The 17,434-nt window shown below is 44.4% G+C and carries 8 protein-coding genes and 1 pseudogene; all 9 read right to left on the bottom strand.

Annotation, left to right across the window (positions count from 1 at the left end):
- Nucleotides 1-561: 561 nt before the first annotated feature.
- The 9 genes and pseudogenes from CIK96_RS07215 to CIK96_RS07175 all read right to left on the bottom strand — a co-directional run bounded on the left by CIK96_RS07215 (nucleotide 562) and on the right by CIK96_RS07175 (nucleotide 17,113).
- Nucleotides 562-1,740, bottom strand: coding sequence for an MFS transporter (locus tag CIK96_RS07215; RefSeq protein ID WP_094440169.1), 1,179 nt, complete (start codon nucleotides 1,738-1,740; stop codon nucleotides 562-564).
- A gap of 1,591 nt (nucleotides 1,741-3,331) precedes the next feature.
- A complete protein-coding gene (locus CIK96_RS07210; RefSeq protein WP_094440168.1) occupies nucleotides 3,332-4,453 on the bottom strand; it encodes a Fic family protein in 1,122 nt (373 codons plus the stop codon).
- Nucleotides 4,454-4,463: 10 nt separating this feature from the next.
- Nucleotides 4,464-5,111: a hypothetical protein gene (locus tag CIK96_RS07205; protein ID WP_094440167.1), complete on the bottom strand. Its 648-nt coding sequence runs from the start codon at nucleotides 5,109-5,111 to the stop codon at nucleotides 4,464-4,466.
- A gap of 7 nt (nucleotides 5,112-5,118) precedes the next feature.
- Nucleotides 5,119-6,438, bottom strand: coding sequence for a hypothetical protein (locus CIK96_RS07200; RefSeq protein ID WP_094440166.1), 1,320 nt, complete (start codon nucleotides 6,436-6,438; stop codon nucleotides 5,119-5,121).
- Nucleotides 6,422-9,931: an Eco57I restriction-modification methylase domain-containing protein gene (locus CIK96_RS07195; RefSeq protein WP_094440165.1), complete on the bottom strand. Its 3,510-nt coding sequence runs from the start codon at nucleotides 9,929-9,931 to the stop codon at nucleotides 6,422-6,424. The genes CIK96_RS07200 and CIK96_RS07195 overlap by 17 nt, the downstream gene beginning before the upstream one ends.
- A gap of 5 nt (nucleotides 9,932-9,936) precedes the next feature.
- Nucleotides 9,937-13,182, bottom strand: coding sequence for a helicase-related protein (locus CIK96_RS07190; protein ID WP_094440164.1), 3,246 nt, complete (start codon nucleotides 13,180-13,182; stop codon nucleotides 9,937-9,939).
- A 23-nt stretch (nucleotides 13,183-13,205) separates the two neighbouring features.
- Nucleotides 13,206-13,428: pseudogene (locus CIK96_RS13490) on the bottom strand (helix-turn-helix transcriptional regulator).
- A 767-nt stretch (nucleotides 13,429-14,195) separates the two neighbouring features.
- Nucleotides 14,196-15,695 carry a glycoside hydrolase family 43 protein gene (locus CIK96_RS07180; protein WP_254046257.1) on the bottom strand — a complete coding sequence of 500 codons (1,500 nt, stop codon included), beginning with the start codon at nucleotides 15,693-15,695 and terminating at the stop codon, nucleotides 14,196-14,198.
- Between the two features lie 44 nt (nucleotides 15,696-15,739).
- A complete protein-coding gene (locus CIK96_RS07175; protein WP_256387595.1) occupies nucleotides 15,740-17,113 on the bottom strand; it encodes a DUF1593 domain-containing protein in 1,374 nt (457 codons plus the stop codon).
- Between the last annotated feature and the right edge of the window lie 321 nt (nucleotides 17,114-17,434).

The raw sequence follows: 17,434 nt of genomic DNA, 5'->3' as shown, positions 1-17,434 counted from the left end.
GTTCTCTTATCGTCTGCGCAGGCATTCCGTTCTCAATCATCTGACAGATAGCCAGACGTTCTTTCAATGAGCGTTTCTTATACTTCATATTCTTGTTGGTTGTGTCCAACTTTTGGGGTTCAGTTCATTTCGAGCCTGTAAGGCGATCCATAATAAAACGCTCCTATAGAGCAACGTACTGTTGCGCATTTTTAGTTGAGATTTTTGTTAAAGATTTTGTTTGCTGCCTCCCTGAATTACAGATTATTTCTTGCGAAGCAACATCTTAAAAAAGATTTCCTCCAAAGATTTACCTATGGTTTGTTTTGTCGTGACTCAGCATAGTGAAAGCGAGCTCTCACTCTGTCTTCGCTACTCCAAAACATCTTGCGCTCGCGCAACCCCAAAAAACATCTGTCTAATATCCGTTTAAATTCCGATTATTATTTCTTACGAAGCAACATCTTAAACAAAGATTTCCTCCAAAGATTTCTTGCCGTAGGCAACTAAAAAATCCGTCTAAATTCCGATGATTGATTTCTGGCCACAGGCCATATTTTTATTAAAGATTTCCTCCAGGATTTAAATTCTCCTTCCATTAAAACATGTTATGCAGAGCGAAATTACAGCCAAGACGACTCCAACCGTGCACACACCCATCCATCCCTCATGCATCCAAGCCAATCCGGCACAATAGGTGCCAAGAGAACCACCGATAAAATAGGTAGTCATGAAGATGGTATTGGCCCTGTTTGAAGCATGAGGCACCTCCTGAATGCAACCACTTTGATTGCTTAGCTGCAGACATTGCAAACCAATATCCACCAAGATGATAGCCACCACAAGTCCCATAAAAGTATCACCAAACAGATAGGCCGTAGCCCACGCCACCAGTTGCAGGCAAGCCCCATAAACACTCATCTTTCTTATGCCCCATTGGTTCACGAGCTTGCCCACACCGCTTGCCGCTATGGCACCAGCGATACCACACAATCCCAATGTTCCAACCATCTCGCTACCAGAGAAGAACGGCGCTTCAGCCAACCGGAAGGCAAGACACGACCAAATAGCCATCATACTGCCAAAACTGAAAGCGGCACGTACGGCATAAAGCCGTATGCGCCCGTTGCTCTTAACCATATCAAACACGCTAACCATCAATCCCCTGTATGAGCCCACATAGTTGCTTTTTATCTGCGGCATAATCTTGAGCGTAAGCACCATACACAGCACCATCACCAGAGCTGCGATGACAAACATCTCGCGCCAGCCAAGCCATTCGCCGACGTAACCGCTAACCACCCTCGAAGCGAGAATACCCGTCAGCAGTCCCGACAGAACGACCCCCATATTCCTACTTTTGTTCTCCTTCTTAGAATATTGACCTGCTATAGGTATGAAAAACTGCGGAATGACAGAGCAGGCGCCCAATAGCAGAGACGCCCCCCATATCATCCATACCCGATGGGCAACAGCAATGACGACCGCCATCACGGCAGCCACCGTCATATTCACAACAATGATGCGTCGGCGCGAGTAGAGGTCGCCCATAGGAATCAGGAAACACAAGCCAAGCGCATAGCCTATCTGCGTGACAACAGTTATGAGGTTTGCCTCATGTTGGCTCACCCCAATATCGTGACGTATCATCTCCAGCAGAGGCTGGTTGTAGTAGCAATTAGCCACAGTCAGTCCCGCAATAAGAGCCATTGTGATCAACAGGCTGCGCTCTATCCCTTCGTTTTCTTTCAGTTGTTTCATTTCTATTTTGCTTATATTTTGCCATGTCAGAAAATTCACTTTTCTTACTGTCGCGAAACAAGCAAATCAAGCTCTGACATGACAAAAGTACAAATAAAATCTCACACCCCCACTCCTTTTGCAGGAATATTTTCTATTGCGGTGCATTGGATGCCCCTTTTATCTCATCCGCTGTCATCCGTTTGCGTTTTAGGAAACTGTTATATTGTTATATTGTAACGCTTGTAATGGATATCATTGACCTGTTTCCATGACATTCCAACCCCCGCCATTGCTTGATAGGTTACTAACGCCCCGAATGGGGCAAAATTTTCATAGCATCGAGTAATACCCTGGGGGTGCGGATTATTTAGCCTAAGTCCTGTAAGTACAAAAGTAATTCAGTTCTGCTCATTTGGCTTAACGTTAGAAGCCAGAAAGCTGCCATTCCCATCAAGTCGGGCTGTTTCTCGTCGAATTTTCGATAGTTTCTCGCTATTTTCTCGACCGACATTCGTTGCTCTTTCGTTCGTTTTTCGCCTGTTCCTCGTTCGGTCTTCGTTCGGTCTTCGATAGACTAACGAATAAGCAACGAGAGACGAACGAGAGACGAACGAGGACCTAACGAGAACCCAACGAGAACCGAACGAGAAGCTATCGAGAACTGGTCGGGTGTAAATCGAAAAACCATGGTCCTTATGTTGTAACCAGTTTGAGGTGCTTAGAGTTACATTTGTAAACATAATTGCGAATTTTTAATTGATAAGACTTGTGGTTTATTGCAAAGGCCTCATCCTTGTTTTGGAAATCAACCTTGGGCTCGCGTGCAAAGATACAATATCACACCCCCCGTTGTCAACCCTTTAGTCTGGATTTTAATTTTATTTAACTAATAATTTAGATTTTTTAATGTTATAGAGACAAAATCCCATCAAAAACCACACCATTTAGATGAGAAACAATAGTTTATCAAGGTGCCGTGTATTCCGTGGATCATAAAAAATCCGAGTAACTGGTCAGAACACGACATGAGATGTGAAATTGGTACTAAATGCTGTGTTTTAGCGCATGGCGTTCTCACGACTGGCGATTGGCGTTATCGTGACAGGCGATTGGCGTTCTCTCCCCCAGCGATTGACGTTCTCTCCAACAGAGAGCGACATTACCATTAATTTCCACAAGACTATAATCTATTATTTTCCACAAATACCTGGGCAACAAAAAGTTCTCGCTTTGGCAAGCGGCCCCAGCGTTATAGTTAACATTTTTCATAAACGATTTTGAATTTCAAGCGTTATAATATAACAGTTTCCAAAAAGCAAAACGCACACGGATGGCAATGGCATTCACGGATTTAATAGTTGAAAACTCCGGAAATAAGCAGACGATGACAACCTCGGAAGGTATACCATCGCCTATAGATATTGAATTCTTGGAATTAAACGTCAATCCCTAACGTAACGATAGGTGGTTAGCCCACAATACGGCTAACCACCTATTATATATAAGGTGTAACCTGTTCGAATTATCATGTTAACCAAACACCGACTTGCTTAACATGTTGCATGCAACGTGTTAAGGAAATGGCGTTTTGCTTAACACGTTTTTCCTATCATGTTATGTCGTTGGACTTATGCTCACCGGACTGATTGATGAAAAGATCCACCAATTTGGTATTGATGTAGTAGTTCTCTTTTCCCATTTTTATCTTTTGCAGCAGACCGGTTTGAGTTATCATGTCCAGATACTTACTCGCGGTTTGACGTGAAACCATCATGTCGCGCTCCACAAACTCAATCTTCGTATAAGGGTGATTGAACAGGTTGTTGAGCAACTCATGCTTGTACTGTTTTACAAACAGCGGACGAAGCACTTGCTTATACTGATTCATCAAGTTGGAAATCTGCTTAATAAGACTGATGGTATTATCAGCTGTCTCCTCTATGCCCTTCAGAATGAACAACACCCACTGCTCCCATTCATTCGCATTGTCGTCAGACTTATCCCTAATGGCCTGTATGAGTTGATAGTAAGAGCCTTTGTTGTGAGTGATATAGCGACTTAAGTACAAAATTGGCAAGTCAAGCAAATCATAGATGACCAACAACAGGATGTTGATGATACGTCCCGTTCTGCCGTTACCATCATAGAATGGGTGAATGCTTTCAAATTGGTGGTGCACGATGGCTACCTTCACCAGTGGGTCGATGTCTGTGAGAGTGTCGTTGTTAATGAAATTTTCCAGGTTTTCCATCAGTTGCCGCACCTCATCACCAGTCTGAGGCGGAGTATATACCACCTCACCATCACCTCGCTTGAGCATCGTTCCTGGCAATGCACGGAAACCGGCACGGTTGTGCTCAAGTTCTTGCTGTATTTGGCAGATGATATTGCATGTCAGGATTTTCTTGCTTCGCACCAGATCAAATCCGCGCAATATGGCAGCACGATAATCGAGCACCTCTTTAGCAGAAGCATTTGTCACGGTCTGCTGTAGCCCAGACTCTTCTTTGTAAAGGTCGTCCTGCGTCGTAACGATATTCTCAACCAACGAACTGTCTTTTGCTTCCTGCAAGGTCAGCGTGCTTATAAGTATATTCTCATTGGGAATGGTTTGGGCCACACCTCTGAGCTCCGCCAATTTGCGGTTGGCGGAAATCAACTGTTTCATCACAGCTTTTGTCTCAATGTCAAAAGGCAGTGGAAGATGCGGAATGTGATAACGGTGTTCCATTTCGTTGTCGTTAATTCAATACTATTCTAAGCCCCAAGCCCAGGGCTGCGCTCACCTTTTCAAGGAAAGCCTTCTTCATCTTGTTGTTGGAGTGGGTCATGAGGAGCCAACCATTGCCAAGGTCTCTTTGAGCCCGGCCATACTTGGTGTCGCGACGGTTGGAGATGACGGGCACCTTGCACATCACCAACCCTTGTGCTTCCACCACTTGGCGCACTCTTGCCACGCCTATTTTGCGAACTACTTTCTCTAACGTATCTTTGGCATGTTCCTCTGCAATCATCGTTCCATCGGGGAAGAAAACTGCCATATCAGTTGGAGAAGAACGCTCAATCTTTTCCTGCTTGCTCTTTCTCTCTCCATGCTCCACGATAGGGTCTTGCACAATTTCCTTGGCATCGGAAATTTCTGCCGTGAAGTTGCGCTTGCGGCTTAGATGGACGCTTATAGGCTGACCGGGCTGATAGTCAACGACCAGTACAAGCTCGCGCTTCACCTGCTGAAGGGCAGGCTCAATGTTCTGCGTCAAGATGGGGAGAATCTCTTTCTTGATGATATCCTCCTCTGCTTGACTCACCTTCTCTTCCAGGTCGTCCGTTGAAACGCCTTCTTTGCGAAGCGTCTCGATGGCATCGTATAGTTTGCTTAATCTACTCATAATCAACTTATATTATAGATTTGTCTTTTGCTAACACATTCATGGCATCTTTGCTCAATGTTATGAGCTTGGCCAAAGATTTTATAAAGGTCAGCGATTTGCTCAGGATGGTTTCCGCATTAATACCTGCCATAAATGTCATGAGGTCTGTAAGGCGAAACTCCTTCTTCTGTCGGATATGCACATAACCCTGTCGGATGTTTTCCACCACTTTGTCCTGCATGATGGCTTTCATGGCAACTTCTACTTTTACCAAATCTATCGCATGTTTTGAATCGTCCTCCAACGGTTTGCGAATATACTTGTTCCAGAGAGAACCGTCATCACCGTCAAACAGTTTCTTGTGGGCCTCATACATAATAAGGTACATTCTTGTCAGATGCCAAAGCCTTTCTATTCTGCTTTCAGCACAGAGAAACCCTTTCATGGCAACACTTATGTCAATATAGAAAAAATGAACCAAGACGCCAGGCTTACACCAATCTATTGTTTTATTGATTTGGTTAATCGCATCGTCGTTTAATCCAAACGATTCATTTGCTGCCAACAATTCAGGTATGCGGCACAACTTCATTATCCTATCTAAGGTTTGGGTGAAGTGAATGATGTTGCAGTCTAATTGAGTTAGGACATCTTTCAAGGCATTGAGTAACGTATTCTCTCGTGCTGACGCTTTAAACAAAGGCTCATTCTGCACCATTATGTCGCAAGGCAACAAAACATTCAGCAACAAACGATTGATTGGAGCCGCAATAGCAAGAAAGGAATTGGTCATCTGCGTCAATTCTTCTTCATAGACGGCCACCGTTGTTTGGTATAATTGGAGCAAATTTTCGTCGTAATGCACAAAAGCATCGCGCTTTTCCTTAGAGTCTTGAGTAAAGTATTTCTTCGTGTAGATCTGTATGTTATCTTCGATGGACTTTAGTTGGTCGGTCAGATTCTCATCGTTAGAGTCAGCTATGAGTTCGATTGCCTTATCCCATATTCTCTTTCCTTTCTTTCCAAGGAACAAGGATTTATAGAATTCGTGGATAACGAAGACCAAATACTTCAAGTTCTCTCTTTTCTCAGCGTTCTGCTTGGAGCGTAGGTCGGCACGCATAACGACGGCCACCTCAATGATGGCATAGAGAACCGTCAGATGAACTTCCAACAATAGCTTATAGCGGTTGAGATGTTCATCAGAATCGGTGGGCTCTTGCATCGCGCGCAATATGATGGCACGCTTCTCCAATAGAGGACAACTATCCTCTATCAAAGCGCCCATTTCCTCATATAGGTTCTGGCGCCCAGATTCTGAAAGAGGTTTATTTTCCTTTGGCATACTCCTCCTCTGTTATCGTGGTTTCAGGGTCCACAACTTTCACTTCATCGTAGGTCAAACCGTAGAGTTTATAGACGAGTTTGTCAATGGCTCGCTCATACTCGCTTGTGTCTGCAGTCGGGTCTGTACGTTTTGCAGAGAGTATAGAATCGACTTCTTTTGTTATCTTATTCTGATTCTCAATAGAAATAGTTGGAATCGGAATGTTGCGGATATGTTCTGGAACAATATGATAGTCACCACCTCTAATGTCGTTTAAGAGAATAGAGGCATAGCGTGAGTTGATTATTGCGAGTAAACAACGTAAGTCTATCGTACGTGAAAGTTCAGCCATATCATAGCGAGTCATCGTTGAAAATTTCTTGATACTGGAAGTTATACTCTTGTTATTTACATCTGCAAGGTCTTTCCAGAGCAATGCCATGCGAACTTGTTGCTCGCAATAAAAGTTTTCTCCCAAATCAATAGATGCCTTCATCTCCCCCAATGCATTGATGAGAAGTTTTTTGCTTGTATAGAGTTTGGGGAACGTCGGTCGACTAAGTTGTCCAGGACATCGTGTCGTTCCCCATTCGAGAAATCTGAATCGTTTGACGTTGTAACGTTCTAAGTCCTTGCCTTCTATATATTTTTTACAATGAATGTCGTCTCTTGAAGAGCTTATTAAATCAGCTTTTTTGAATTCTCCTTTTGCTTTTTTCTCATCAGCATTAAGAACCATACCTTTACTTATGTAGCAATAATCGCCTAATACATGCATGCCAGAGTGGCGATTTCCTCGACGTTCTTCTTGTGTAAAATTCCAAACGAAGGTTTTGGAATCTTGAATGAGGTTGGTATATGATTGTTTGAACAGAGGTTTGATTTCTTTTTGCTTATTTGCATTCGAAACAAATACACCTTCTTCCCTATGTGAGTTGCGTACAAAAGGAATGCAATTGGTCACAGTTGCATTATCAAATACCTTTACCCCATAGAGGTCGGCAACTTGCACTAGATTATATTTATTAATAATCATTTTACGCATATTAAGAGCATAGAGCTGATTGCTTAATGGATAAGGAACAATCATCGTAAAAATGCCCTCTTTACAGCAGAAATACTTGATTCCCATTTCCATAAAGGCAATGTACAAATCCCACTTCTGATAAAGGGTTTCAAAGCGTTTGTCTTTTGCCAACATCTTACGCTGAATGCGAAGCTCCTTTTTCTTTAGTTGCTCTTTGGCATCCACATACGGTGGATTTCCAATCACGATATCAAATCCATCCTTTACGTCAAACATCCACAGAGGGTCAAAGAATGGCGAGGATGCATTTTGGTCGAACATATCCCATGAAGCCAAAGCTTGAGCTTCCATATTACCCACAGCACCAGCTTTTTCAAGCATATTCGCAATCTCTACACGCAAGTCATTCACCAGTTGGCGATACTTGCGCTTAGTGCGAATCGTCTTTGCCGAGAAGATCTTGTGCTTGGCGAGTTTGAGCGCCTGTTCTTTTTCTTTAATGGCATCAGTATCGAAGAGCGTGGCATCTTTCTTAGCAAGGCCAATGAGGGTGTTAGCCGCAACGAACTTGGCCTCCAGGTTAGGCAATGGGCGAATGCCGAAGTTGTCGGCAGGGTCGTTATTCGTGCGCTGATCCACGACAAGCGAGATGAAGAAGCGCAACTTGCTTATCTGGATGGCAATGGGCTGAATATCTACTCCATAGATGCAATGCTCTATGAGGTAGAGTTTGCGGGCGTAGTCGGGACGGTTGATGTTTTCGTCAAAGCTGCGTTCGATGTCGGCAAGGAGTTCCTGACGCTCCTCTTTGCTATCGGCCTGGAATGCCTCGGTTGTCTCACCCACAGCCATGTCCATCATCATCTTCTTCCACTCCACATTCTCCGGGTCGATGCGACCGAGAATGTGCACCATCTGTTGAAGCATACCCATGGGGAATGCGCCAGAACCGCAGGCAGGGTCGAGGATGCGGCACTCATAGAGCGATTGCATGATGGACTTACGCTGCTCTGGTGACAGGTCAACAGGGTCGTCGGTGTATTGCAGCAGACGGCGGAACTCCGCCTCTATGTCTTCGCCCACAATGCGCTTGACATGAGCCACAAGACTCTCGTCCACCATGTATTGCACAATCTCGCGCGGTGTATAGAATGAGCCGGTCTGCTTGCGTGCTGTTGATTGTGTCTCGGGATTGTAGGCTGCCAACAGATTCTCAAACACCTTACCCAAAAGCTCCGGATCGAGTGAGACCTCCTTGTCGAAGGGCGTATTTTCCTCGACGGTGAAGTTATAGCGTTTCAGGATGTCTATGATACCACGGGCCGAAACACGCTTCTTTCTCTTGTCACCATAAAATTCGGAGAGGTCAATATTCTTTCCTGCCTCTTCTCCAAAGAAGAGGTAGTCTGGGAATATGAGTTTACTGCCGACCTCCTTGCGGTCAGAGAATCCATCGTAGTATATGCCTTTATCCTTGTCGTCAAGGCAGTCGAAGAGACCGCCATTGAGGAACGGCACAGTACTATTTGCCAAGTCAACAAAGAGCTGTGGATTCAAGAAGTAGCGCTCGTAGCGCATCAACTTGTTGTTGTCGTAGTCGCCACGGCCATTGCGGAAACGACGCTCCGTCGGCTTAGTGCTGCCCTCCTTCGTAATAGGGCTATTGAGCATGGCAAAGAACAAGTTCTGCAAGATGGCCTTATAATAGACGCTTTCATGCGACTTAAAGCCGAAGAGACCGTCCTTCTGGTGAGGACAGAAGTTCTCTATAAGGTTGTTGGCAATATACTCTTGGTCGAAGAACTCGTCAGGTATCAGATGGCGTTGTTTCAGGAACCAAACGAAAATAAGGCGCGTGATAAGGCGGATGGCGCTCTCGTGGTTATACTTGTCGTTGTCCTTCTCGTCCTTAATATCGTTGGGGAAACGGATAATCTTAATGGCCCAGGCATACCAGTCGCTCAACTCGCGATAGAAATCCTGCGTCAGCGTCTCAACAGAGAATCGGGCACGGAGGTCGCCTTCATCAATGACCCGTCCCTTCTCGTTCAGATATTTGTTGGGAGTATAGTAGGCAATGCCTTCACCGAGCAGAAAACTGTAGCGGTGAGGATTGCTGTAGGTGCGCATGATATGCATCTCGTCCTTGAGACCGAAACTAATCTCAATGAATGAGAAACGATAGTTGGCGGCATTGTCTTCTGGGACGAAAGCCACCAGGGCACGTTCCTGCATCTCATCGGCCAGCAATCGGAAAGCCTCTTTTGACAATGCCACGCGCGCATCGTGGCGCGACGTGTGGCGCACCTCATAGACCACAAGGTCGAGCGAGTCGCATGTGCCCAGTTTCGTAGTCGTGGTTGTATATTTGGTGGCAGTAGCGAGCGGCACATCTTCCACCAGAGGCACAAAGTCTTCCGGAAGGAAGTTGTTTCGCAGGAAACTCACAAACTCCTGCCGATTGTATGCTTTGTTAAATTCCATCTGTTCTATTTTTGAAGTTCTTCACTCAAAATCAAAGTCTCTTCACCCTCATCCACACTGTTCTGGGTGATGATGATGCGGGCCAGATACTCATTTGGTATCTTTAGCGGCAACTCATTGACATTATTCACAGACAACTGATTGATGTATCTTATCTCATGACCTGACAAGGCATCTGCCTTTACCACGATGAGGAGATCGTCGAGATAATCCTTATTCAGCAGTTTTGCTTTGGCAAATACCTTAATCTTAGCCAGAGCATTCAGAACATCCTTCTCGTTGTGGTCATTAGCTCCGCCCTTGAACAGGCTGATCTTCACTTTCTGGTAGGTCGCATCAAAGAACTCACTCAACTCTACAGGTTTTTCAGACGGTTGTGCAGAGAAGAGTTTAAGTGCATCCTCAGCTGAGAGCATCTTTGGAGACTCTTCTTCATTGCAAATTTTGAACACAAAGTCGTTACCTTTACGTCCGAACATTAGTACACCATAATCCGCCTTCTCAATCTTGCGCGCAGTGCGGGCACGATGGGGTATTTCAAGAGCCTTTTGATATGCCTCAGTGCCTTTCACTTCGTTGAGAAGTTTCCGGTAAGGCGTGTCCCATGAACTTTCTTCATTCTTCTGGATCTCCTTACGGTAACGCTCCTTGAAATAGGCCTGCACCTCTTCGTCCTTTGTCAGTGCCTTGGTATCTTCCCCCATGATGGCATGAATCATGGCCATTTTGAGTGTGGAGATTTCCTTTGTACGTGTCTCAGCTTCACCCACATCCGATGGGAAATAGTTGTAGATAAAGAGCTCGTCAAACACCTTGCGGTTAATACGATTGATACGACCGATACGCTGTATGACACGTGTGGGGTTGTATGGAATGTCATAGTTGAAGATAGCGCCAGCACGGTGCAGGTTGTAACCTTCAGAGATGGCATCAGTGGCCACAAGTATCTTATAGTCGTCGCACTGAAGTTCTTTCTTCAATCCGGCATCAAAATTGGCGCGTATGCGCTCTTTATTGTTGGGAGATGCGTCGGCCGAAGTGTATTTCATTACAGGAAGACCTGCCTCCACCAATTTCTTACCGAGATAATCGACGGTGTCGGCATACTCAGAGAAGACTATAAGCTTACGCTCAGGCTCTTGTTCCAATTTTTTCTTCGCTATTTCGATAAATGAATCAAGTTTTGGATCTTGCTTAATGACATTCTCTTTACCGAACCACTCTTCGCGAAGGCTTTGAAGCAGATGGATGTCGGTCTTTACATCTTCGATAAAGTTGTCCTCTACATACTTCATATCAATCTCAAAGAAACCGCGACTCTCATATTTATCGAAAGTCTCCTGAATCTCTTCCATGCCGTCGTCGGTATAGAAATCATCCACTTCTGGGAGATTGCCTTTTTTATATACCGGTATCTTATGACGTTTGTCAATCCATGTCAAAAGATGCTCGGCAGACTGAATCATGTAGCCAAGCGACGTTTGGAAGGCTGCCATGGAACTCTCAAAACGAGACACCAGCAAGTGGCGCATGAAGCTCGACACGTTGGTCTGACGTCCAATGAGGAGTCCAAACTTGATACCCGTCTTCTCTTCCAGTTCTTGGGCAAGCTGCTCCCTCATGTCCTTTTTGACATAGAGCACGGGTGAGTAACGAGCTGCCTTAAAGCGTGTGATATTATCGGTGCTGCCTTCTGATTTACTGATACGGTCAAGTGTATTGAGATACAGGTCTTTCATCTGACTTAGGTCATAAGTCAGTTCCTCAGGATCATTGGGAATGACGAGTTGTATCTTCTGCTGTTTCAAGTCTTTGGTATAGTCGGGTATGTCTTGCAAGTCAAGGCGTGAACGACGTACCACTAACGGACCGATGATGGAACGAATGGCCTTTGATATATTATTGACTGTAAGTTTAACCTCATCCTCTTCTATTTGTCCCTTGCGTTGTGCTTCGCGCAGTTCTTGATAGCAGTCGATAAGCTGCTTGAATGCTGCGCCAAGGTTCTCCACAGTCTTTAATGTGGAATGGGTGGGTATCTGGAACAACTTGATCAGCGAGTAGATGTCGGCAGGCTGGTTGTTGAAGGGGGTTGCTGTAAGGAGCAGCACCTTGTTACCGATACAGAGATTGTGAAGCAAAGCATAATCCAAGGTGTATTCGTTGCGGAAACGATGTGCCTCGTCGAGGATGATAAGGAACTTTTCGTCGGGCTTCTTCAATTCCTGATAATGTAGCAGTGCCTCTTCAATCTTTCCTGCACTGAATACCGATGCCGTAAAACCGAACTCATCACGATACCCTTCCCATTGCTTGCAAAGGTGAGGTGGACACACGATAATGGTGCGAAGGTGCAGGTTGCGCGCCACCGTTGCAGCAATAACACTCTTGCCCAAGCCCACTACATCGGCTATAATAGCACCACTATGGTTTTCCAAAGAGCGAAGAGCTAACTGCACTGCATCCGTCTGATATTTCAGATTGGAATACCTGCCATCCGTAATGTCGTAAGGAGTGAGAAGGTTCTCTTTTGTCGGAATATTGAAATACTCATGGAGCACACGGATAAACATGAGGTATGGAGAGAAGAGCGTGTCATACCAAATGTGTGCCATAACCTTGTTGTTCCATTCGTCAACATTAGTTTGGTCGGCAATGACAACTGCATCGCGCCACAATTCCTCAAAAATCTCGTGTCCCTCATCATAGTCGGCCTTGTCATTGAAGCGCGCATTGAGTTCCAAGCGGCCCTGCATACCTTGGTATGACAGATTGCTTGAACCTGTTATCATCACGCCTGGCAGTTCCCCACTCTCGTTCATCGACTCATTATAGACAAAGAGATACATCTTTGAATGGCAAGGATCAAGCGTCTTGCGGATTTCCAACGTGCCATCAAGTATCTTGGCATAGAACATCTTAAACTGTTCTATCTTCTCTGCAGTATCAAGAAAATCGGTATCATTAAACGCTTTGACAAACTCGCTATAGTATTGTTCCTTCAATACGCCACGTGAAAGAAGCTTCTGCCGGAAGTTCTCAACCTCACAAACATGCTTGGAAATTTGAATCTCTATGTCAAGGCCGACAAGGATGCGGATGTGCTTGCTCTTCAAATTTTCAGAGAGTTGCACATAGCCGGAATAGTAAAAGTAGCCCACAAGGAAATCTACGGCATCTGTTTTGGGAAGAATGCCGTTTATGATGTCCGAGAGGAACTTGTCTTTATTTGTAATGAAGCTGCTGCTCATATTCTTCTATTGCTTAACGAATCTTACAAATTTTGTATGTCATCGTTTTTGGATGAGTTTAGAAGGTCTTTTACATCGACGTTAAGACACTCTACTATTTGGTAAAGTGTTTCAAGACTTGGCTGACTGGTATTTGTACAACATTTTAAAACAGTTGCCTCATCTTTCTTTAACTCATGCTAACCATCGATTGGTGTGCTTCGTCTCCGCCAAAACCACCTTTATGCGGTTCATATCCTTGCTCATCGTGCTATGATTTAGATTGTTTGGCTACAAAGTTACATAATTATACCCAAAAATCAGTAGAAACCGACAAAAATTTTGGGTTTATCAGAATACGTTTTCTCTACATCATCTGCATTTTGAAGAGTTGATGACATCAATGAAAGAATTGCAGCCTACAGGGGAATGACACGGGGCTGGTCAACCTCATCACCCCAAGCGTTACAATATAACAATATAACAGTTTCCTAAAACGATTTTTGCGTTACAGTTTTACAGTTTCCAAAAAGCTAATCGCACATTCGCAGCAATGGCGTTCACGGATTTAATAGTTGAAAACTCCGGAAATAAGCAGACGATGACAACCTCGGAAGGTATACCATCGCCTATAGATATTGAATTCTTGGAATTAAACGTCAATCCCTAACGTAACGATAGGTGGTTAGCCCACAATACGGCTAACCACCTATTATATATAAGGTGTAACCTGTTCGAATTATCATGTTAACCAAACACCGAATTGCTTAACATGTTGCATGCAACGTGTTAAGGAAATGGCGTTTTGCTTAACACGTTTTTCCTATCATGTTATGTCGTTGGACTTATGCTCACCGGACTGATTGATGAAAAGATCCACCAATTTGGTATTGATGTAGAATGACACGGGGACTGGTCTATGTCATCAACCCCAAGCGTTACAATATAACAATATAACAGTTTCCTAAAACGATTTTTAAAGGAGGGTGCATCATAATGGGCAATGCACCCTCCTTGTCATCTGCTGGAAGGTATCATTTGAACTTCCATTCGTCGAATGTGATATTGTTTCCTTTTAGGACAAAACAGAGGTCCATTGTACCTGTCATATTCTTTTGAAGTTGGGATTCTATGAGTTTCATTTGCGGGGTACCGACTTTGATTGAAGCTATGACTTCTCCGTCCGGCCTATCCCGGCGGACTTCTATGATTCCGTTTCCGGATGCCTTAATTTCCAGACTGGAAGGTACTTTGTTGAATGCCACACCTCTGACAGCAATGATGCCAGTCTTGTTGGGAACGGTAACGGCATACATGTCCCCGATGCTTTTTCCATTTGTGAACTTGACACCTTGTGTGGCTGCTGTGGTTTCAGCCTGCTGGGTGATGAACGGATTCATAGGCTGTATCTGTTTTGCGCCTTTCAGAGTCTGATTACCCATGTGGATATTCACAGTATTCTCGTCAACTTGTATTTCATCGACACAAACATTACGATAACCAGCTGTTGTATTGAAACTATGTTGCAAACTCATTGTATGATAGAATACATACCATTTCCCGCGGAATTTGTTTAGATGTGTATGATTGTTGCTGTAGTCATATCCATAATCTCCAGGGTTTTTCATATAGTTGTGCTGGTATTTCCAACTTTTGGTTACCAGCGGAGTTTTGCTAGTCATGTAACTCATGCAACAGGTGGTTGGTTTCTCTGTCTGGAGAGGCCAGTCGCTAAAATCTTGCCAATCTATGTTATAAGTATAAACGTATGTGCCGTTGATGTAGTTTAATTCGTTAGCTTCGAAATGATGGGGAGCCCTGATGGGCTTTATCGGGCCATCCACACTAATCATGTCTTTTCCCAAACGCATAATGCGAGCACATCCTCCGCCTACTGTCAGCCAACCTCTTCCTTTGTCATCGATGACTACACCCGGATCGAAAGCGGCTTTGCATTCTCCTGCTATGCCGGGAGTGTTTGTATCTACCAAACTATGATTCAGCGGGCTTGACCATGGTCCTATGGGGGATGTGGATGTCAGCACTGCGGTTCCATCACCGCTATTGGAGAAATAGAGGTAGAAGTGAGTCTTGCCGTCCGCTTCCTCACGTTTTGCGATCGACGGTGCCCATGATGTTTTTATCCATGGGGCAATGCTGTCTGTTTTAATAATTCCATGATAGGTCCAGTTTGTCATGTCATCGGAAGACATCATCACCAGAGATTTGATGTATTCGTAGGAGTTTTTTCCGTAACCGCCTATTGAATCATATTGTTGCTGATCGTTTGTTGCGTACACATAAATTCTGCCATTATATTCTACTGCAGTTGGATCCGCTGTAAACATAAAATCCAGCAGGGGATTTCCATCTCCTGTGGTGAGTTTAGGGGAAACGTCCGGCATGGTTACATAAGGCACGGAATCATTTTGCAAGGACGGATTTTCTCCGGCCTGCGCATTTTGCTGGTGAGATATCAAACATGCAGCAATGACCATTGATAAAACGGAGGTCTGGATGTTTTTCTTTTTCATTGTATAATTGGTTTAAAATAGTAATATGTTCGTTTACTGGCGTGTCATCGTTTTGGGCGGATGATGACCCTTCTGTAACTCGTCAGTGCAGGAGTTCCATTGTCTGTCACTTCACAGATTATATGCAGTTCTTTTCCTGCCGCATCTTGGGGGATACGTAGAAAGGCTTTAGCTTTGTCTGCCTCTCTGATACTTACCGTTGAGGTGTAAGTACCCGCTTCCGGCATTATCCACCAATGAAAAGTCAGTTTATCTTTATCCGGGTCCGCAGATTCTGAAGCGTTTAACTGGAGTTCCTCTTCTGTTTTTGGTTCAATTATAATCGGACTCAATCCCTTTTCACCGTTTACGATGACTATCGGGTTACGGTTTCCTTTGCCGTATGCAGCCCAATCCATACGTGCTACGAAGTTGGCGAATATTGCGGGATAGAAGTATTTTTCATATTTCTCCGATATGCATTTGACTGCTGGATCTGCATTTGTGTAGCATGTTGTCAGACTGTCTGGTGACAGTCCCCATCGGAAATAGCCACCCCAACCTGCCTGGCTACATACGGTCGGATCGTTTAATCCATTTGGGGTTACATGTAGGAAAGAAGGAGTGTCGCCTTCCACTCCGTATTTGTTTTTCGGATATATTTTCCCTAGATTCCCGTGATTTTGTATATGAGTTGCGTATTCGTTCCAATTCTGGCTTCCTATGGCGTTCTGCACGATCCAGGCGCTATCGTCCCAGAAAAAGCGGATATCCTTGCCGCAAGTCTTGCGGATCCATTGATGAGAACTGAAGGCATAATCCACAGGGGGGCCTCCGCATACATCTTGGTCTGTAATTGTATAAACACACAACTTATTCACAAACTTTCTAACTTCCGTTTCGCTTCGTTCCTGCTTGACAGTCCATATCGCTTGAGCCAGTGTATTTGCACCGCCCCAAACCAAGACCCATAAGGGACGGTCGTCCTTTTCGTCAACTAAGTCGATAATCATTTTGCTACCTTGTGAGCGATTCTTCTCTCCAAGTTTGGCTACGCCTAAATCTCTGCTGCCAAATGCAGTCCTGCTACGCAAATAGGCAACACTTGGCCAATAGCCCAACGTTTGTTTGCCAGCTTCCTTTTCTACTGGCAGAAAACCCTTTTGTCCGGATCGTTTCATTAGATTCGGTAGATCCTTCTCGTAGGCATTAATTACTTTCTGCATGTTTTCCATCCATTCGTCCGGATAACTTCTCCCGCAGTTGTTCCATCCTCCTGTCGCAATCAGTCCCTCTATTTCATAAAGGTCAGCATGGACCAGCAGGCGGACCATTGATTCCATGTCATCGGGTTCAATGTCTGTCGGTGCAATATCCGTCAGAACGACAATCCGTGGTTTCAGGGAGGAATCCGCAATTGTTTTCGCTGCCGTTTGCATTGAGCCTAGAAGCAAGGTGCCCAGCACTCCAGCGATTCCCCATTGTAGTTTAGTAGCATGTCCCATTGTCCATAATTTCGCAACACTATTATTAATTAAACTTTTTAAGCACCTGGGCAACCAAAAATTCTTGAACAAGTCAAACGGCAGAGCCGAGCGGCCCAGAATTTTGCCATGTCGAAGAATTCACTTATTTTAACGTGAGTTCGACGAAATATAAGTGTCTAAAAATTTGGTGATTAGCGAAAATTGTTGTAACTTTAAGGTGCTAAAAAATCAAAAGTTTACAAACAATAATCGCTATGATCACCGAGGACAAAG

It is taken from the genome of Prevotella sp. P4-98, from assembly GCF_002251405.1.
Classification (GTDB): domain Bacteria; phylum Bacteroidota; class Bacteroidia; order Bacteroidales; family Bacteroidaceae; genus Prevotella.
Note: the sequence above shows the minus strand (reverse complement) of the source record. Positions and strands in the feature narration are given on the sequence as shown.